This window comes from Leclercia tamurae, assembly GCF_025566055.1.
Lineage (GTDB): Bacteria > Pseudomonadota > Gammaproteobacteria > Enterobacterales > Enterobacteriaceae > Enterobacter > Enterobacter tamurae.
On sequence record NZ_JAMHKS010000063.1, the window covers coordinates 1 to 19942 of the forward strand.

Annotated in this window: 18 protein-coding genes and 1 pseudogene; 10 read left to right on the forward strand and 9 right to left on the reverse strand. The window is 50.1% G+C overall.

The features are described 5' to 3' along the window. Window positions 1-71 (reverse strand): IS1 family transposase (locus M8318_RS02930; RefSeq protein WP_044061500.1); only part of this gene is annotated, 71 nt, incomplete at its 3' end. A 49-nt stretch (window positions 72-120) separates the two neighbouring features. On the opposite strand from M8318_RS02930, the gene M8318_RS02935 reads away from it, so the two are divergent. Next, window positions 121-852 (forward strand): peptidoglycan DD-metalloendopeptidase family protein, encoded by a 732-nt coding sequence (locus M8318_RS02935; RefSeq protein ID WP_077228014.1) that lies wholly within the window; start codon window positions 121-123, stop codon window positions 850-852. A gap of 33 nt (window positions 853-885) precedes the next feature. Here M8318_RS02935 and M8318_RS02940 read toward each other — a convergent pair whose 3' ends face one another. The 7 genes from M8318_RS02940 to silC all read right to left on the reverse strand — a co-directional run bounded on the left by M8318_RS02940 (window position 886) and on the right by silC (window position 10550). Further along, complete coding sequence (locus tag M8318_RS02940; RefSeq protein WP_000843497.1) at window positions 886-1083, reverse strand: DUF2933 domain-containing protein; 198 nt, start codon at window positions 1081-1083, stop codon at window positions 886-888. Between the two features lie 40 nt (window positions 1084-1123). Further along, the gene (gene silP, locus M8318_RS02945) at window positions 1124-3595 is read right to left on the reverse strand and encodes an Ag(+)-translocating P-type ATPase SilP (RefSeq protein WP_139565663.1); all 2472 of its coding nucleotides are present in this window, start codon (window positions 3593-3595) and stop codon (window positions 1124-1126) included. 97 nt (window positions 3596-3692) lie between these two features. Then, window positions 3693-4133 carry a DUF411 domain-containing protein gene (locus tag M8318_RS02950; protein WP_002436620.1) on the reverse strand — a complete coding sequence of 147 codons (441 nt, stop codon included), beginning with the start codon at window positions 4131-4133 and terminating at the stop codon, window positions 3693-3695. 86 nt (window positions 4134-4219) lie between these two features. Next, window positions 4220-7366: a Cu(+)/Ag(+) efflux RND transporter permease subunit SilA gene (silA, locus tag M8318_RS02955; protein WP_103793516.1), complete on the reverse strand. Its 3147-nt coding sequence runs from the start codon at window positions 7364-7366 to the stop codon at window positions 4220-4222. A gap of 10 nt (window positions 7367-7376) precedes the next feature. Beyond that, complete coding sequence (gene silB / locus M8318_RS02960) at window positions 7377-8669, reverse strand: Cu(+)/Ag(+) efflux RND transporter periplasmic adaptor subunit SilB (RefSeq protein ID WP_042946269.1); 1293 nt, start codon at window positions 8667-8669, stop codon at window positions 7377-7379. A gap of 113 nt (window positions 8670-8782) precedes the next feature. Next, complete coding sequence (gene cusF, locus M8318_RS02965) at window positions 8783-9136, reverse strand: cation efflux system protein CusF (RefSeq protein ID WP_001246153.1); 354 nt, start codon at window positions 9134-9136, stop codon at window positions 8783-8785. Window positions 9137-9164: 28 nt separating this feature from the next. Continuing rightward, window positions 9165-10550 (reverse strand): Cu(+)/Ag(+) efflux RND transporter outer membrane channel SilC, encoded by a 1386-nt coding sequence (silC, locus tag M8318_RS02970; protein ID WP_000475503.1) that lies wholly within the window; start codon window positions 10548-10550, stop codon window positions 9165-9167. Window positions 10551-10739: 189 nt separating this feature from the next. Here silC and silR point away from each other — a divergent pair, with 189 nt between their 5' ends. The 4 genes from silR to copM all read left to right on the forward strand — a co-directional run bounded on the left by silR (window position 10740) and on the right by copM (window position 14061). Next, window positions 10740-11420: a copper/silver response regulator transcription factor SilR gene (gene silR, locus M8318_RS02975; RefSeq protein WP_000697968.1), complete on the forward strand. Its 681-nt coding sequence runs from the start codon at window positions 10740-10742 to the stop codon at window positions 11418-11420. Continuing rightward, window positions 11413-12888: a copper/silver sensor histidine kinase SilS gene (gene silS / locus M8318_RS02980; RefSeq protein ID WP_007374412.1), complete on the forward strand. Its 1476-nt coding sequence runs from the start codon at window positions 11413-11415 to the stop codon at window positions 12886-12888. Before silR ends, silS begins: the two co-directional genes overlap by 8 nt. Before the next feature lie 245 nt (window positions 12889-13133). Further along, window positions 13134-13565, forward strand: coding sequence for a silver-binding protein SilE (silE, locus tag M8318_RS02985; RefSeq protein WP_007374411.1), 432 nt, complete (start codon window positions 13134-13136; stop codon window positions 13563-13565). A gap of 145 nt (window positions 13566-13710) precedes the next feature. Further along, window positions 13711-14061 (forward strand): CopM family metallochaperone, encoded by a 351-nt coding sequence (copM, locus tag M8318_RS02990; RefSeq protein WP_007871800.1) that lies wholly within the window; start codon window positions 13711-13713, stop codon window positions 14059-14061. A gap of 407 nt (window positions 14062-14468) precedes the next feature. Here copM and M8318_RS02995 read toward each other — a convergent pair whose 3' ends face one another. Then, window positions 14469-15377: an HNH endonuclease gene (locus M8318_RS02995; RefSeq protein ID WP_007374408.1), complete on the reverse strand. Its 909-nt coding sequence runs from the start codon at window positions 15375-15377 to the stop codon at window positions 14469-14471. A gap of 879 nt (window positions 15378-16256) precedes the next feature. Here M8318_RS02995 and M8318_RS03000 point away from each other — a divergent pair. The 5 genes and pseudogenes from M8318_RS03000 (at window position 16257) to M8318_RS03020 (ending at window position 19460) form a co-directional block, all read left to right on the forward strand. Further along, the gene (locus M8318_RS03000) at window positions 16257-16589 is read left to right on the forward strand and encodes a hypothetical protein (protein ID WP_148569866.1); all 333 of its coding nucleotides are present in this window, start codon (window positions 16257-16259) and stop codon (window positions 16587-16589) included. Between the two features lie 69 nt (window positions 16590-16658). Further along, window positions 16659-17348, forward strand: coding sequence for a hypothetical protein (locus M8318_RS03005; protein WP_148569867.1), 690 nt, complete (start codon window positions 16659-16661; stop codon window positions 17346-17348). A gap of 50 nt (window positions 17349-17398) precedes the next feature. Then, a pseudogene (locus tag M8318_RS03010) lies at window positions 17399-17763 on the forward strand (hypothetical protein). Between the two features lie 88 nt (window positions 17764-17851). Continuing rightward, a complete protein-coding gene (locus tag M8318_RS03015) occupies window positions 17852-18679 on the forward strand; it encodes a dihydroxy-acid dehydratase (RefSeq protein WP_148569868.1) in 828 nt (275 codons plus the stop codon). Next, window positions 18669-19460, forward strand: coding sequence for a site-specific integrase (locus M8318_RS03020; RefSeq protein ID WP_148569869.1), 792 nt, complete (start codon window positions 18669-18671; stop codon window positions 19458-19460). Before M8318_RS03015 ends, M8318_RS03020 begins: the two co-directional genes overlap by 11 nt. The last annotated feature ends 482 nt before the right edge of the window (window positions 19461-19942 follow it).

A 19942-nucleotide genomic window follows, 5' to 3' on the forward strand; every position in this document is an offset into this window, starting at 1 on the left:
GTGCTTTTGCCGTTACGCACCACGCCTTCAGTAGCGGAGCAGGAAGGACATCTGATGGAAATGGAAGCCACGCAAGCACCTTAAAATCACCATCATACACTAAATCAGTAAGTTGGCAGCATTACCGATGTCGTAAAAGAAAATGCCTACCTTTCAGCCACCCGCTCGGGGCTGGAATCGAACGAGATCGCTACTCTTCAGCGCTCCTTGCCTTCCCGGTTTAATCTGCGGCATTTGAAAAAAAATGAATCATTAAAACTCGTACTGCAAAAGAAAGCGGGAAAATCACGTGTCGTGGCCTATAAATTTACGTCCGGTTCATTTAATTACACGGCGTATCGTATATCAGATAAAAAGTTCTATAACCTTTCCGATACTTCCGGGAAAGGCAGTCTCGATTATCCGTTACCGGCCACAGCAAGACTCAGTTCGCCTTTCAATCCTGCAAGACTTAACCCGGTATCGGGAAAAGTGAGTCCCCATAATGGCATTGATTATTCCATGCCCATGAACACGAAAATAGTCAGCGTCATCGACGGAAAAATCACCCGGGCCGAATACAACAGTACCATGGGATATTTTGTTGAAGTAACGGGAAAAGCCGGTGTTAAAACTCGCTATCTCCACCTCAATAAAATACTCGTTACTAAAGGGGCCAGGGTTACCCGGGGAGACGCTATTGCGTTATCCGGTAACAGCGGACGTTCATCCGGTCCTCATCTGCATTACGAGCTGGTCATCAATAACAATCCTGTTAACTCACTGGCGTTCCGGGCAGCGGCACCCGCTGATAACAAACTTGAACAGCATGCCTTTGCGCATGCCAGAGACTACGAACGATACCTGGACTGATAACGGGGCCGCGACGCGGCCCCGTCTGCCGGATTAATTTTTTTTATCGTTTTCACTTCCTTGATGTTGATGATCTCCATGCCCTCCGTGGCCGTGGAAAAGATGCATTAGCGGGCAGACCAGCAATAACAGATATGGCCAGTAACCTGCCACATGTGACCAGTGTTCGCGCAGGAGGGCAAATGCCGCGATCGCGGCGACAGCAATAAGCGCATAGGTGGTACTTTTCATACTGGACTCCTTCTGTTCGTAACAGCCCCTTCACTCAGTGTTATTTCCCGAGCCTGACACTTTTCAGACGCAACGCATTCACAATGACGCTGACGGAGGAAAGAGCCATGGCCGCCGCCGCAATAACTGGCGACAGCAGTATTCCATACACAGGATAAAGCAGACCTGCAGCCACAGGCACGCCAAGTGCGTTGTAGATAAATGCAAAAAACAGATTCTGTCGGATATTTTTCATGGTGATTTCTGACAGATGACGGGCCCTGTTCAGTATCATCAAGTCGCCTTTGAGAAGGGTGACTCCGGCACTTTCAATTGCCACATCTGTACCCGTTCCCATGGCTATACCCACGTCAGCCGCTGCCAGCGCCGGGGCATCATTCACACCGTCTCCGGCCATCGCAACCACATGGCCAGACGCTTTCAGTCGGGTTATCACTGCTTTTTTGCCATCCGGCAGAATCCCGGCTTCAACCTCATCTATTCCCAGTTTCCGTGCGACTGCTTCAGCGGTAAGCTGGTTATCCCCGGTGAGCATAACGATGCGGATCCCCGCCTGACGCAAAGCTTTAAGCGCATCCGGCGTGGTTGCTTTCACGGGATCCGAGATAGCTATCAGGCCTGCAAGGTGCCCGTCTGTGGCCACATAGATAACGGTAGCGCCTTCCATCCGCAACGTATCCGCAACGGCCTTTTGATTATCAATAACGATACTGTTTTCCTGCATAGCCAGTTCATTACCAATAACAACCCGTTGACCTTCGACATCGCCTGAGACACCTTTACCCGACGGCGCATTGAAATGAGTGACTGCGGGTATTGCGATCCCCTTTTCCTGTGCTGCTTTAACTACTGCCATACCCAGCGGATGCTGCGAGCCTTTTTCCACTGCGGCCGTTACACGCAAAAGAGATGTTTCCCCACCCGGATTGAGACTGATAATCCCTGTCACCGTCGGCGAACCTTCCGTGAGCGTGCCTGTTTTGTCGACAACCAGCGTGTCCACTTTTTCAAGACGCTCAAGGGCTTCGGCATTCTTGATTAACACCCCGGCCTGGGCGCCTTTGCCCACCCCCACCATTATCGACATCGGCGTGGCCAGCCCCAGCGCGCAGGGACAGGCAATAATCAGGACCGACACAGCCGCAATGAGACCGTGCGCCATCCTGGGCTCGGGCCCCCAGACAGACCAGATCATGAAAGCAACAACCGCGATAAGTATCACCAGAGGAACAAACCAGCCTGAAACGCTGTCAGCCATTCTCTGGATGGGGGCCCGCGAACGCTGTGCATCAGCGACCATCTGAACAATTCGTGAGAGCATCGTTTCATCACCGACTTTCTCTGCACGGATGATAAGACTACCTGTCTGATTAATGGTCCCCCCGATGACAGGGTCACCCTCCGTTTTGGTAACAGGCATAGATTCCCCGGTCACCATCGATTCATCAACGGTTGTTTTGCCTTCGACCACGATACCGTCGACCGGAATACTCTCTCCAGGTCTGATGCGGAGCTTATCGCCAGGCAGGACATCTTCCGCATTAATATCCGTTTCATGACCGTCATGATCCAGCCGTCTGGCGGTTTTGGGGGCAAGGTTCAGAAGCGCAGTAATGGCGCCTGAGGTTTGTTCCCGTGCCCGCAGCTCAAGAACCTGTCCCAGCAGAACAAGCACCGTAATAACTGCTGCGGCTTCAAAATAAACGGCCACCAGGCCATCCATGTTTCTGAACGATGCAGGAAACCAGGAGGGGAAGACGGTTGCAATGACGCTGTAAACCCAGGCTACGCCGGTCCCCATTGCAACAAGGGTAAACATATTCAGGGAGCGGTTACGTAACGACATTACGGCCCGGGCGAAGAATGGCCAGCCACACCACAACACGACAGGGGAGGCCAGAAGCAGCTGCAGCCATGTGTTGTACTGTGGCGGTACTGTATTCCTCAAGTCGGGAAACAGATGAGATCCCATTTCGAGTACCAGAACCGGAAACGCCAGCAACAACCCCAGCCAGAAGCGTCTTGTCATGTCGCGAAGTTCATCACTCGTCCCCGTGGATGCCGTAGCTACGAGCGGCTCCAGTGCCATTCCACAGACAGGACAGCTTCCGGGACCACTACGGCGTATCTCCGGATGCATCGGACATGTCCACACACCTTCAGAAATCTCTTTCTCCGCCTGGCGGTGAGACTGTTTTATCTTATCAGGGCTGACTTCATGGTGGTCGTGGTGATGGTGATGTTCACTGGCATCTTCGGTAAAATAATGATCGGGATGGGCTTTAAATTTGCTCTCACAGCTGGCGGAGCAGAAATAAAGCTGATGGTCCTGGTATCGAATGCTGCTGTGCGCCTTGTCAGGCAGGATGACCATCCCGCACACGGGATCTCTCACCTTATGCAATGCGTGACTCTCGTCCGGGGATGATGTCTGCTCAGAAGCAGTCTGGTTGTTATGTTCCACTGCATTGTCATTTTTCACAGTAACTCTCCTTATGCATATCTGAAGCATTTTCTGTCTTCAGGATATGTCATGGATGCGATTACCACGAATGCCGCCGGCATAAGAGTGCCTGCTGCCGGCGTCCCGTTATCAGCCGTTCCGCTGACTATTCGATTCGCTGGAAGACTTTTTTACTGCCCTCCGGTGAGAATGCGATAACATCGTAAGCCTCTTTTCGGGCCCCCATCTCCATTCCCGGACTTCCTGCTGGCATACCGGGGGTGGCGAGACCGTATATACCCGAACCAGACTGCATGGCCTTATGTATCGTTGCCGCAGGCACATGGCCTTCAATGATCAAATTACCTACAACCGCGGTATGACAACTTCGTAGTCCAGCAGGAACAGCATGCTTTTCTTTCAGGGCTGACAGCGCCTGATCATTCATGACGTGAGTTCGCACTTCGAACCCGTCTTTTTCCATCGCTTTGCCCCACAGGGAACAACAGCCACAGTTTTCAGATTTGTACATATCAATGACTTTTTCACTCGCCATTGCAGGCAGTGACAGGCCGAGAGCCAGGGCCATTAGAACCACTTTTTTCATACTCACCTCTGTATATTATCGATATAAACCCTGACGTCAGGGTGAATCAGTGCAGAAGGACGCCCACTGGGGGCGCCCTTTCAGGGTTATGACACGCTTTTTTTATGTCTGCGCAGCCAGATTAATTTGTAGGCGGCAGGAATAATGAACAGGGACAGCAGCGGAGCCGTGATCATCCCACCAATCATTGGCGCAGCAATACGGCTCATGACTTCTGAACCTGCGCCGGTTCCCCAGAGTATTGGCAGCAGACCCGCAATGATCACCGCCACGGTCATGGCTTTCGGCCGGACACGCAGTACGGCACCATGATAGAGGGCTTCATCAAGACCTTCCGGTGTGAACGTCTCTTTACGGGACAATTCCGGGTGCGCTTCAATGGCATGACGCAGATACATCAGCATGACCACGCCAAACTCTGCTGCCACCCCGGCCAGGGCGATAAACCCGGTTCCGGTCGCCACTGACATATGGAAGCCCTGCCAGTACAGGAACCATATTCCGCCAACCAGGGCGAACGGCAGGCTCATCAGGATCAGCAGGGCTTCGTCAACCCGGCGGAATGCCAGATACAACAGGATGAAAATGATCATCACCGTCATCGGCACCATCAGCTTCAGTTTCTTGTTGGCATGCTCAAGCAGTTCAAACTGTCCGGAGAATGCCACACTGGTTCCCGGTCTCAGTTTCACTTTCTCGCTGATGGCCGTCTTAATGTCGTTAACCACCGACACCATGTCCCTGCCGCGGGCATCAACATAAATCCAGCTGGCTGGCCGGGCATTTTCGGTTTTCAGCATGGTTGGTCCAGAAACGACTTTAATATCGGCAACATCGCCCAGTGTGATCTGCTGCTTCATCGGGGTCAGGATCGGCATCTGTTTCAGCGCCTGCGGACTGTTGCGGTAATCCTGTGGGTAACGAATGTTAATAGGGTACCGGGCCACGCCTTCCACCGTTTCCCCTACCGTCGCACCGCCGATGGCTGATGAGACGAACAGCTGGACATCACCTACTGTCATCCCGTACCGGGAAGCTTTTTCCCGGTTAATGTCCACATCAATGTAACGTCCACCTTCCAGTCGCTCAGCCAGGACAGACACCACACCCGGTACCGTTTTGGTTACCGCCTCGATACTCTGCGCCGTCGCGTCGATATCGGACAGAACAGTCCCGGACACTTTGATACCTATCGGGCTTTTGATCCCGGTTGAGAGCATATCAATACGGTTACGGATAGGCGGCACCCAGAGGTTTGCCAGACCCGGTAAACGGACTGTCCTGTCGAGTTCATCAATAATCTTGTCAATTGTCATGCCGGGACGCCACTGATCCTCAGGTTTGAGCTGGATCGTGGTTTCCACCATTTCGAGCGGCGCGGAATCCGTTGCGGTCTCTGCTTTACCGGTCTTGCCAAATACAGAAGCCACTTCAGGAACGCTTTTGATTAACTTGTCTGTTGTCTGCAGGAGCGCTGCAGCTTCTGCCGGAGAGACGCCAGGCAAGGTCGACGGCATATACAGCAGATCGCCCTCGTTAATCTTCGGCAGAAATTCACCGCCCACCTGACTCAGTGGCCAGATAACCGTGAAAATGGACAAGGCCGCAACCAGCAGGGTTGTTTTTGGCCAGTGGAGGACCCGCAGCAGCAAAGGATGATACGCTTTGATCAGCACCCGGTTCAGGGGGTTACTTGTCTCGGCAGGAATTTTCCCCCGGATCCAGAATCCCATCAGAATAGGAATGACGATGATGGCCAGTGCGGCCGCTCCCGCCATGGAGTACGTTTTCGTGAATGCCAGCGGGCCAAACAGACGACCTTCCTGCCCTTCCAGGGTAAAGATAGGAATAAAGGACAGGGTGATGATCAGCAGGCTAATGAACAACGCGGGTCCCACTTCCACGGAGGCGTCGGTAATCACCTTCCAGCGGGTGGCGTTGTCAATCTGCTCACCCGGATGCTGATGATCCCACTCCTCAAGCCGTTTGTGCGCATTTTCAATCATCACAATGGCGGCATCCACCATCGCACCGACGGCAATCGCTATCCCTCCCAGCGACATGATATTGGCGTTCAGTCCCTGGAAGTGCATGACGATAAAGGCGATACACAGGCCAAGCGGCAGAGAGATAATCGCCACCAGGGCAGAACGTACGTGCCACAGGAACAGAGCACAGACGATGGCCACCACGATAAACTCTTCCAGAAGTTTGGAACTGAGGTTATCAATCGCCCGGTCGATTAACTGGCTGCGATCGTAGGTGGTCACGATTTCAACGCCTTCCGGCAGGCTGGCCTTCAGCGTCTCCAGTTTATCCCTCACTGCCGTGATAACGTCGCGCGCATTTTTACCCGACCGCAGGATCACCACGCCGCCAGCGACTTCTCCCTGGCCGTTCAGCTCGGCAATACCACGCCTCATTTCGGGCCCGGTCTGCACGCGGGCAACATCCCGCAGATAAACCGGCACGCCGTTCTCACCTGTTTTCAGGACGATGTTATTAAAATCATCAATGCTCTGAAGATAACCGCTGGCACGGACCATATACTCCGCTTCGGCCATTTCAACGGATGAGCCACCGGCCTCCTGGTTAGACGATTCAAGTGCCTGTTTCACTTCGGGCAGGCTGATACCGTACTGGGACAGTTTTACCGGATTGACCTGAATCTGGTACTGTTTCACCACGCCGCCAACCGAAGCGACCTCAGCCACGTTCGGGATGGTTTTCAGCTCAAATTTCAGGAACCAGTCCTGCAGAGAGCGCAGTTCTGAAAGGTCGTGTTTTCCGTTGCGATCGACAAGGGCATATTCAAATATCCAGCCCACTCCCGTGGCGTCCGGGCCGATTTCAGAGCTCACACCCGCAGGCAGTTTGCCCTGAACCTGATTCAGGTATTCCAGCACGCGCGAACGGGCCCAGTACAGATCGGTGCCGTCTTCAAAAATGACATACACATACGAATCACCGAACTGTGAAAAGCCACGCACGGTTTTTGCGCCAGGTACGGACAGCATGGTGGTGGTAAGCGGATAGGTGACCTGGTTTTCTACAATCTGCGGGGCCTGTCCGGGATAGCTGGTTTTAATAATGACCTGCACATCTGACAGGTCAGGCAGCGCATCGACCGGCGTGTTAATTATCGTCCATGTGCCCCAGATGCTGAGAAACAGTGCGCCCATCATGACCAGGAAACGGTTGGCGACAGAGCGCCGGATAATCCATTCAATCATCGTCGTCTCCTCAGTGCCCTGAATGCATATTTACAGGCTGCTCAGACATTGCTGGCATACTGTTTTCTGTTTTTTCAGGGTGGCGCATACGTTCCAGCGCGCCCGTAATATTGGCTTCGGAGTCAATGAGGAACAGGCCACTGACCACCACGGTATCGCCTTCATTCAGGCCGGAGCCAATGCCGGACTGTTGCTGTGATTCATGCAGAACGTGGATCTGTTTCGGCACAAACTTGCCTTCATCATCAACAGTAATCACGCGCTGTTCTTTGCCGGTATCGATAACGGCCTGGCTTGGTATCAGCAGCATCTCCTGGCTCCTGGTATTCAGTTTCAGATAGGCATTCATGCCCGGCTTGAGAAACTCATCCTTATTAGAAACCTGGAGACGGACCTGAAGCGTACGGGTTGTCTGATCCACGCTGGGAAGAATGTTCCATTTTTCGACATGGAATGTTTTATCCGGATAAGCCGGTACCGAAATTTCAAACTGCGACGTATCTTTCAGCAGATATGCGATAGATTCTGGCACTGCAGCGCTGATCCAGACCGGGTCCATCCCCTGAATCTGAGCCACTACTTTATCTTTCGAAATATTCATTCCGGTGCGCAGGTCAAACGCAGTAATGACACCATCAATAGGTGCTTTAATGGTAAAACGGGTCTGGATTGTGCGGGTTGAACGCAGCCTTTGAATATCCTCTTCCGGCATACCAGCCAGACGAAGTCGCTCCAGAACCCCTTTTATCTGGGTTGACGTACCGCCTGTACCGGATAACAGCAGGAACTCACTTTGTGCCTCAACCCATTCAGGAATGGTGATATCGATAAGCGGAGTGCCTTTCTTCACATGATCGCCAATCGTCAGGGGATACACTTTTTCGACGAAACCGTCAGAGCGCGCCTGCACAATGACAAACTGATACTCGTTGTAACTGACATTAGCCGGGATTGTCTGAGAATAATTCAGCATTCCTCGCGTGACTTTTTGCGTTTTTAATCCCAGATTCTGAACCTGCGTTGGATCGATACGGATCCCGCCACTGCTTTTATCGCCGCTTTCATCAGCATATTTTGGCACCAGGTCCATATCCATAAAGGGAGATTTTCCGGGTTTATCAAATTTGGTATCCGGTTTCATCGGGTCATACCAGAAAAGTACCTTTCGCTCCGGTGCCTTTTGTTCGGTTTGTACTGTTTTTTGTGATGAGTTTACATACTGCCAGGCAGTAACCGATATCAGCCCTCCTGCTATGAGGCTGCTGATAATTATTGCAGCATATTTTATCTTTAAAGAAGCCATACAATTTCTCGCTGAAAAATCAAAACACCTGGCATATGCGCCCGATCATTCATTCACAGTAATCCCTTAATGAATGTTCAGGCGCACTGGATGTATTCGCTCCGGACTGATAATCAGGATTGCGTAACGTTAATGCTTTTGAGTAAGGAGATATTGCCCTGCTGAATAAACGAGAAATCGACATGGTTGCCGGTTTTCAGGGCATTGATAGCGTCGTCTGCATTAACAAAAGTGAAGCGCATGGTCATTGCAGGCCAGCCCACAGCAGGGATTGCTTCGTGCGAAATGGTAATCTTTTTACTATTCATATCAATGTCTTTAACGACACCGGTGCCCTTGATAACCTGCTGTACCGAAGCATCACTGGCAGCATTCATATCGCCATGCTGATGTGTTTCAGCATGAAGACCGGCAGAAAACATGACAGAGAAGGCACCAAATAAAACGGCTTTAAGTGAATTACGCATTTTTAATTTCCTGATTAATTAAATAAATTTACTCTACCCAACCGCCACCCAGCGCGGTAAACAGATTAATTTCGTTAACCTGTCGGGAATAGGTAAGATCGAGAATGGTTTGCTGCGTAGCGAAGAGGGAACGTTCTGCATCCAGCACTTCGATGTAACTGACAGCACCACTTGCATATAATCCTCTGGCACGCTGGAGAGTTATCTGAAGTGAATCAAGATAACGCTGCTGTGACTCAAGTTGCTGGCTAAGGCTGTCGCGCAGCGCAAGCGTGTCGGAAACATCCTTAAAGGCTGACTGAATTTTTTGTTCGTAATTAACCACCGATTGTTGCTGGCGAATTTCAGCCAGCTTCAGATTGGCTTTATTCCTGCCAGCATTAAAAATAGGAATTTCAATTTTAGGGATAAAATTCCACATTCCACTTCCTGACGTAAACAGGCTGGACAGCTCCGTACTGCTTGCGGAAAGACCACTGGTCAGGGTAATGGAGGGGAAAAAGGCCGCTCGCGCTGCGCCAATATTGGCATCAGCCGCTTTCAGCTGATATTCCGCTTCCATAATATCCGGTCGCTGCAGCAAAATTTGTGAAGATAGATTTGGTGGCAATTTTACTGGTGCGATCTCCCCGCCTTTCATCCCTTTTTCTGACGGAAGTGCGCGGTACGTTCCCAGCACCAGTTGCAGGGCATTGTTTGCCTGAGCCAGATCGCCTTCTCGTTTGGCTATTTCGGCGCGGGTACTTTCGATTTGTCCTCTCGCCTGTTCAAGTGCCAGAACGTTCGTACTCCCGGTCACGAGCTGTTGCTCAACGAAAGCATAGGACTGTTCATAATTTTTCAGCGTTTCCCGCGCAATACGGAGTTGTTCGTACGCCAGTTGCTGGCTGAAATAGCTCTGTGAAACGTTGGAGACCAGCAGGATGTGTACGGCCCGACGGGCTTCTTCGCTGGCAAAGTAGTTCTGGCGGTCAGCATCACTCATGTTCTTAAGTTTGCCGAAAAAATCGAGCTCATAGCTGAGCTCCAGTCTCGCGTCGTACTCCTGTGTGGTCGGCTTGTCACCTTTCAGACCACCGCTGTATGTTATCCCGGATGAGGCATTCAGCTGGGGATAACGATCTGCATCCGTGACGTTGAACTGGGCTCGGGCCTCTTCAACCTTCAGGGCAGCCATTCTCAAATCACGGTTATTAGTCAGAGCTTCACCGATCAACCGGGTAACCTGGGGATCGACAAAAAAGTTACGCCAGCCCGTATCCTGATAGCCATTTACCGCTGGCGTCAGGCTGTTATGGGACAGTGAAAACTGCTGGGGTACCGGTGCTGCGGGCCGCTGATATTCAGGCGCAAGCGACACGCAGCCTGCCAGGATGAATATCGTGCTAATGCTGAGTAATTTTAATTTGAACATAACGCTTCTCGTCCAGGCAGACCTGGTAAATGGTTCAAATGAAGTCCAGAGTATTGATAGGGGTACTTTACCTAACGCTCTCTGTTTGCCGAGTGACAGGATAATGACAATGTTGTCATTTTTGCTGTAATCCGTTGATAACGATCGTGGGCGCAATAGAATGACATTAGCAGCCAGCCGGGGAGCAAGATGAAAATATTGATCGTCGAAGACGAAATTAAAACAGGTGAATATCTCAGCAAAGGGCTTACAGAGGCAGGGTTCGTAGTGGATCACGCTGATAATGGTCTTACCGGATATCATCTCGCCATGACAGCCGAGTATGATTTAGTCATTCTGGATATCATGCTACCTGATGTGAACGGCTGGGATATCATCCGCATGCTGCGCACTGCCGGAAAGGGTATGCCGGTCTTACTGCTGACAGCCCTCGGCACGATCGAACACAGGGTCAAAGGACTGGAACTGGGTGCGGACGATTATCTGGTTAAACCCTTTGCGTTTGCCGAACTGCTCGCCCGGGTGAGAACCCTTCTGAGGCGGGGAAACACGATGATCACGGAAAGCCAGTTTAAGGTGGCTGACCTCTCGATTGATCTCGTATCCAGAAAAGTCAGTCGCGCCGGAAACCGCATTGTGCTCACCAGTAAAGAGTTCAGCCTGCTGGAATTTTTCATTCGCCATCAGGGAGAGGTTCTTCCCCGCTCCCTGATTGCCTCTCAGGTCTGGGACATGAATTTTGACAGCGACACTAATGCGATCGATGTCGCAGTAAAGCGACTCCGCGCTAAAATAGACAACGATTACGAGACAAAGCTGATCCAGACAGTCCGGGGCGTGGGCTACATGCTGGAGGTCCCGGATGCATAGCAAACCTTCCAGACGCCCTTTCTCACTCGCTCTGCGGCTGACCTTTTTTATCAGCCTGTCCACGATACTGGCTTTTATCGCCTTCACCTGGTTTATGCTGCATTCTGTTGAAAATCATTTTGCCGAGCAGGATGTCAGCGATCTTCAACAAATCAGCACCACACTGAACCGTATACTGCAGTCCCCGGTGGATCCGGATGATAAAAAAATAAGCAAAATAAAGGAATCAATTGCCAGCTACCGCAACGTTGCCCTTTTGCTCCTCAATCCCAGGGGTGAAGTGCTCTTTAGCTCAGCTCAGGGGGCGGCACTACGCCCGGCAGTGAATTCAGCAGATTTTAGCGAGCACAGCCGCGCACGGGATGTCTTTCTCTGGACGGTGGAGGATCCTGCGGGACCGATGGATACCGGGTCCGAAATGAAGATGGAAACATACAGGATTATCGCCTCCTCTGGTCAGGCGATATTTCAGGGCAAACAGCAGAACTATGTCATGCTGACTGGCCTATCCATTAATTTCCATCTCCATTACCTCGATGCGCTGAAAAAGAACCTGATTGCGATTGCCGTCGTGATAAGCCTGTTGATTGTTCTGATCATTCGAATCGCTGTCCGTCAGGGGCACCTGCCCCTTCGTAATGTCAGCAATGCCATTAAAAACATCACCTCCGAGAATCTTGATGCGCGACTGGAACCGACACGCGTTCCCATTGAGCTGGAGCAACTGGTTATCTCGTTCAATCATATGATTGGAAAGATTGAGGATGTCTTTACCCGCCAGGCCAATTTCTCTGCCGATATCGCGCATGAGATCAGAACGCCCATCACCAATCTGGTGACGCAGACTGAAATCGCACTGAGTCAGGATCGAACCCAGAGGGAACTTGAGGATGTCCTCTATTCCAGTCTTGAAGAGTATAACCGGATGACCAAAATGGTCAGCGATATGCTGTTCCTGGCACAGGCAGATAATAATCAGCTGATACCTGACAGGGTCATGTTTGACCTCAGAGCGGAAGTCATGAAAGTCTTCGAGTTTTTCGAAGCCTGGGCCGAAGAACGCAATATCACGCTCAAATTTAACGGGATGCCCTGCCTGGTTGAGGGAGATCCACAAATGTTCAGAAGGGCGATCAATAATCTGTTATCCAATGCCCTGCGTTATACCCCGGAGGGACAGGCAATCACCGTCTCAATAAGAGAGCAGGAGAGCTTTTTTGACCTTGTGATTGAAAATCCGGGGAAACCAATCCCTGAAGAGCATTTATCAAGGCTGTTTGACCGTTTTTATCGGGTAGATCCGTCCAGACAACGAAAAGGAGAAGGCAGCGGCATCGGCCTTGCGATTGTGAAGTCCATCGTGGAAGCACATCACGGAAGAGTGCAGGTGGAATCGGACGTACGTTCAACTCGTTTTATCCTATCCGTGCCCAGACTGGAGAAAATGATTCCGGAAACCCAGTACTGAGAATAAAGATTTAAATGACAAAGATGTCATTAGCCTGTCATGCAGCAAACAGAAGCCATTCGATATAATTAGTGCAACTTATCAGGAAGGCATTATTACTTCATCCATACACGGCATCAGCACAAGCCAGGAGTTGTATTAAAGCCTCATCCCGGCGGAATAAGGTCTGTAGAGTTGTCAGTTGTACTACTGAGGACACAGATCGAAATTCACGGACATCACTAATTCAGAAATGGAGAGTTACCATGAAAAATATCGTCTTAGCATCAGTGTTAGGTTTGAGCTTAATTTCTACGGCCTGGGCCACTGAAACTGTAAATATCCATGAGCGTGTCAATAATGCTCAGGCTCCGGCCCATCAGATGCAGTCTTCTTCAACTCCAGCCGCCATCCAGGGGGCAGCTCCACGGATGGCCGGTATGGATCAGCATGAACAGGCTATTATTGTTCATGAAACCATGAACAATGGTTCAGCAGATGCACATAAAAAAATGGCGGAAAGTCATCAGAAGATGATGGGAACTGGCACCGTTAACGCTTCCCGTCCGGCGACTTCGTTTGCGGCGATGAATGAACATGAAAGAGCAGCTGTTGCCCATGAATTTACGAATAACGGTCAGTCCGGCCCCCATCAGGCTATGGCTGATGCACACCGCCGCATGATCAATGCGGGCTGATGACAACTGAAGTTTCCGTGCGGTTACCCTTTCCTTGATAGATTGTCCCTTATACGGATATGTTGTTATTTTTTGCCCCCTTCAGGGGGCTTTTTTGTCTGACTCAGCTAAACTTATCCGGTAACCATCTGAAAGGGTTTATTATATGAAAATCACAAATTCGCTTTTTGTTATACTGATGTTATCCCTGCCAGCGATTTCCGCAGAACATTCAGAAATGAAAATGTCAGATATATCCTCATCGGCATCGTCACAGGAATATATGTCCGGCATGAAAGGTATGCATGACAAAATGATGGCCGCTGTAAAAGAGTCCGATCCCGACAAGGCTTTTGCGAAAGGCATGGTAGCACACCATGAAGGGGCAATAGCAATGGCTGAGACCGAGCTAAAATACGGAAAAGATCCGGAAATGAGAAAGCTCGCGCAGGACATCATTAAAGCTCAAAAAGGTGAAATTGAGCAGATGAATAAATGGCTTGGTAATCAAAAATAATGATTGCGGAAATAATATATTGCGCGTACAGTCAGAGTGTTCCCGGGCACGGGAACCTGTTAATCGTTAATTAATCAAAACCCGATTCATTTCGGGTTTTTCCTTTTACCCCCCCCAACGCATGCACTGCACCGAGTGAAATTCACCTGAGCCAATTCTGCTTGCTTATTATTTCGATGGGAATTGCTGATTTTAATTAAGTCTATGTTTTAAAGGTGTTTCTCATGCCTGGGTTTGGCAGGGGTTCGTCCTGTTCTCTGGTCATGCGCAATGGCGATTCGCAGTCAGGGCTCAAGACTACTTTTACCTCTTTTTTAACAGAAAGTTTCTGGACCCGATACTTGCCGGAAACATCATCTGCTGTTCATCCCGACCAATAAAACGAAGGTATCACTCTCGTTTGAATCTCACTTACTTTCCATTTTGTAATAAAGAATCAAGTTTTCCAGTGATATATCAATACCAACTTTTTTTAATAACCTTTTTCGCGCAGTGTATATTTCTTTCAGCATATCTTCATAACCCTGACCAAGGTGAATTTGTTTATGGCAATTGCAACACAGAGATATGATATTTTCTTCAACATCAAGAGATGTGTCAAAAGCATCTTGCCTGGACATAGGTACAATGTGATGAGGTTCTGTGTAATTTAAGGATGAATTTCGCCTTCTGAATGTTGGGTGGTCACTATCGACTTCACATCTGTAACCTGCTTTATTCAGCGCATTTTGGGATACGCCTTTACTCCTGGGATACGAGAGGCCATTTTTTACTTCTATTGCATTTTTCTTTGGTTTGGCTTCCCCTGTATATTCAAACGTCTGAACGTTGTCAAAGATATTACTTTTCTCTATGGCATTGATCAACTCATCGTCAGAGTAATACTCACTGCTGGCCATTTCTGTTGTACCAAAAAAATCCAGTTCGTTAATTGCCTGAACAAGTTCCTCACGAATTGTCCATAAGTTTCTTTTGGGTTTTCCGCCGATTTCTTTACTCTTCATTACGGTAATGAATTTTGTACCGGATGCGATATTTCCGACACCTTTAACCTCGAATCTACCAAGTTCTTTTTGAACTCTGCCACCCAGTCCGTTTATGACTCCATTAGCACTCATGCTGTGCAGGTCGTACTTCTTACCAATATCGAAGCATGTGCAGGAATGATTTGGCTCAATAAACCATTTTTTTAACGCTGCAATACTTTTTGTGTCAAAAACTTTATCATTTGTTAATAAAGTTTTCCATTCTTCCACACTGATATCAATGTCACAGACATACTCTCCATCAATCACTTCGCATATTTTTTTAATCACATTCATTCCCCTGTTATACAGATAGTCATAATGAAAATATAAAGCTCGCTAACCGGTATGGTTGCGTAAGGACCGTAGTCTCTCAGAGACCGTGCTTTCTTTTTTTTCAGGCCTGGACACTAAAGGGTCTGTTGCACCCCGAAAAAATTTGTTGCGGGGATTGCTCATTGAGATGAGCCTCTGCTCGATCATACCAGATCAGCAGGCTGCCCCCAATGCTATGGCTTCTTAGTTTGGCCATTATCCGGCCTTCCTCACGACCAATAAAATAGAGACATTACCCGTGACGCTGCCACCGTCTCAGCCCGGAACGATCAGTGAGCGCTTCTGATGACCTTCGGTTTTTTTAACGAAGCGGGTGGGATACGGTTTGTTGCTGAAATCTTAATAATAACCAACAACTGATGCTAATTTCGCACTTTTAACATATATGAATATAAATGTTATGAATAATTGCATTTACAGGAAATATCATGCGTTTTGTCATCCGGGATCCGAAAAAAGGCAGTCCCGGATCTTCTCTCCTGCCGCCGGAAAATTTCCGTGAAACGAAAAAAATTTATGACCTATATTGGGGATGACAGAGCCTGAGCGGTGTTTCAGGCCCTGAACGGTACCCGTCGTGCAGCGGCAGATATTGCCGCTTTGCTTATTTCCTGAACGCGGTACACTTCCGGAAACTTGTAAATATGCAAAAAATCGGATCAACGTAAAACGGTCATCCGGTAATTTAACGTAGTTTCTATATTGCTGCTTATTATTAGTCTGTAAATGATAATGGCAGGGGAAAATCATCCGGATGACAGATGCGGGGCGGGCAGACGATTGTACTGCTCGTCATAATTACTCTTGGTGACTATTTAAAGGGGAACGCTTTTGATGGGCGGTAAGAAGAAAGTTGATATGACGAGCATGTATAGGTCGCTGGCGCAGCTCGGTCACCAGCGTATCTGGTTACGAATCATCAAGTCAGGCGATCTGTTATTCATGGTTACTTTTGAAAACAGACGTCTTGCTCGTTTTGAGCGCGGCCTGAATACATGGTGTTTCGTGAAAAATGCTGCCTTGGTGGACGACTATCCTCTGGGTAGTGTGCCAGATGGAGAAGGATTAACAGAGCTACATGAAAAGGATGAACAGCTTTTCCACCTGACGCTCTGTGACGAGAATGTCGATCGTCTGATTTCATACCTAGCGACGCTTGATGATTGATATTGTCTGTCGCCCCCCATCAAAAACTGCTGGCGGGATTTCTCAGAAATATAAAGAGGTAAAAGATCAATGGAAGATATTCAGGCCACGGCAGATAGCGTAGCTACTGCTATATCCCATCCGGTTACCGTGCAGCTGATAACCCAGGGGACTGGTATTTGGGGAAACGTGGCTACAGGGCTGATAACTGGTCTGCTGGCCGGCGGTATTACTCTGACAGGTATCTGGCTGACGCACCGGTTCACGCTCCAGCGTGAAAGACAGGTGTCAGACGATAAGTTGGAACGGGAGCGGCTGTTTATCGCGACGGAACTGATTACTCTCCTGGAGCAGTATGCTGAAGACTGTGCAGCTGTTGCCAGTGATGACGGTGAGCTGTTTTATGAGCCTAACCGACAAGCTGAGCGCGTGTCTAAAATAAGTTTTCCCGTCCCACTTAATTTTGAAACGGTGTCCGGTGACTGGCGGAGCCTACCGGCAGATCTCATGTATCGTATCCGGGAGCTGCCGGTAATGCGCAATGAGGCAATGCGGGCAATCGAAGATGGCTGGGAAAATTCGTGGCCTCCGGATCGCGAATATTACTTCAGTGCACGGCAGTATGAGTCTTCACGGATGGGGCTGAAAGCTATACACCTTGCCAGACTCCTGCGCAGACTCTGCAAACTGCCGCGCTCCCGTCTCAATAAGTCAGCCTGGTCAGCGCAACCTGTAATGCTGCGTGTTCTGCGTCATGAACGAAAACAAAGACGCAGCTAACCTTAAAATAATGATTTCACCCTCTGACATTATTAAAAGGGTTTTCAGACATGATTTCTGTAGTGAATGAAGGACAGGCTATTAAACACACGGACTACTGGCAGTCAGAGCAGGCCAGAGCCGGGTATCTTTTTCTGAGCTGGAACGCCGGTGCCGCTCGCTTACTGGTTCCGGATGCATCTGAAGCGCTCCTGAAGGCCGTGCCGCGCTGGAACTCCTTTTTGAAGACGGCAGCGATACACCGTTCGTGGTGCACATCCTTCTGGAGCAGTCCGATCGCCTGCAGACGGAAGCAGAACAGGGCGGAGACTTTGTGGTAAGGGTATGGACGCGCGGCGGCAGCCAGCTGCAATATCCGGGCAAATACCGTGTCGTGGGCACACTGCCCGACTTCTCGCCGTGGCAGGCCCATTAAGGATTCATCCCGGGCCGCCGTCCCCTGGCCGGTGACCTTCATTGCTGTCATCCACCACCTTCAGTGACTATCGGGATCATCGCTGACCATGACTGAGCACATTTCCGCAACAACGCGTTACCGCGAAGACGAAAACGCCTGGCTGATTACCCTGCCAAAACAGCAGGACGGGGCATGCTATCCCCGGCCCCTGACTCTTGTGGCCATCAGGATCATCTCAGATGAGTATTTACCTGCGGGCATAGAGAATCGCGGTCCGCGTCATCTGAAGAGCCGGGTATGTGAGCTGAAACTCTTCTGGCACGGCGGTACATTATCCTTTCCGGCCAGCTTCAACGTCAGCCCCTATACCAATACTGCTGAGCTGGATCTGACCAACGGTTACGTTATTCTGGAGGATGAACTGCAGGGCCGCGGACTCGGTTCGTGGTGCATGCAGCAGCTGGTCAGCTGGGCAAAAACCCTGCCGCCTGATACGCCGGTGAAAACAATCAGGACTAACCCGGGCGACGAAGTAGATGCAGTAAACCACGCCCGGCGTGACCGTTTCTGGCACGGTATGGGGTTCCGCTTTCCGCCCGGCAGCAGAATGTCGCTTCCCCTGACGGTTAATGAACTGAAGCTGCCGGCAGGCAGCCGTGCGAAACCGGATGTCGTCCTGCTGCACAGGGGGGTGCTTTCACTTGTTGAGGACAACGACAGGTACAGGCTGGATATGGAGGCAAAATCACGTACGCTTAAGGGCAAAGATGATGAGATAGCTCGTCTCACCCGCTGGCAGCCCCATAAGCTGATTATCCGGGCCATCCGCGCCCCGTTTACGCTGCTGTCCTTGCTCGTTCATCAGGTAAAGCGACATTATGCTCCCAGGAATGCCCAGCAAAAGAACACCCACACGGACGATCATGAAGGATAACCAAGTGACCATGAATAACTTTCCCGCCCTCCCGTCGCAGGCGGCCTCGTTACCCGTCGCCATCGATTATCCGTCCGCACTGGCGCTGCGCCAGATGGCACTGGTGCATGAAGAAATGCCGAGGTATCTGCTGGCACCGGAGGTCAGCGCCCTGCTCCATTACGTGCCTGATTTGCACCGCAAAATGCTTCTGGCCACACTGTGGAATACCGGTGCCCGAATCAACGAGGCGCTGGCGCTCACCCGGGCCGATTTTTCGCTGACGTCATCACTGCCGTTCTTACAGCTGGCAACCCTGAAACAGCGTGCGGAGAAAGCCGCGCGGACGGCTGGTCGGGCGCCAGCCAGAAGCCAGGCGCATCGCCTGGTGCCGCTGTCAGATCATCAGTACGTCAGCCAGCTGCAGATGATGGTGGCCACCCTGAAAGTTCCGCTGGAGCGCCGTAATAAACGCACCGGCAGAAACGAAAAAGCGCGCATCTGGGAGATCACTGACCGCACGGTCCGGACCTGGCTGAATGAAGCGGTAGAATCGGCCGCTGCCGATGGAGTAATGTTCTCCATACCGGTCACGCCGCACACGTTCCGCCACTCCTACGCTATGCACATGCTGTATGCAGGTATTCCACTGAAGGTACTACAGAGCCTGATGGGACATAAATCGCTAAGCTCAACGGAGGTGTACACGAAAGTGTTCGCACTGGATGTAGCTGCACGGCACCGGGTTCAGTTCCAGATGCCGGGGATCGAGGCGGTGGCATTATTGAAAGGCCAATCTTAATATTAAGATTGCAACCTGAAGCGCTTGGTGGACTTGTCTAACCCCTCCCCTGTTCAGAAATGAGTCACGATATGCTATTAAATCAATAAAAATAAATCCGATCATCAGAAGTATTTTCTGGATACTTTTTCCGATAGTGCCAAGACGTCCAAAGTAGAAAGTATTTTTGCATGCCAGTGTGACGCGTCTATAGACGGCCACGTGCTCATTAATCTGCTATGTACAGGATAAGCCGAATATTCGTTGTGTGTTCGCATTGGACTATGCAGTTGTGGTGATTACAAGTGCACTGATAGCGTAGCCACTTGCAGATCAACGTGATCAAGCTAAGGCAATTATGTTTAGCCCACACTTCTATGTATTGGGTCATAACATTTAATCATGTCTTTCTGCAACATGAATACTGTCACTGGCATGATGCTATCTATCCTCTTTCATACTCTCTGATTTAAAAGTTATCAACATATACATAGCTAGATCCA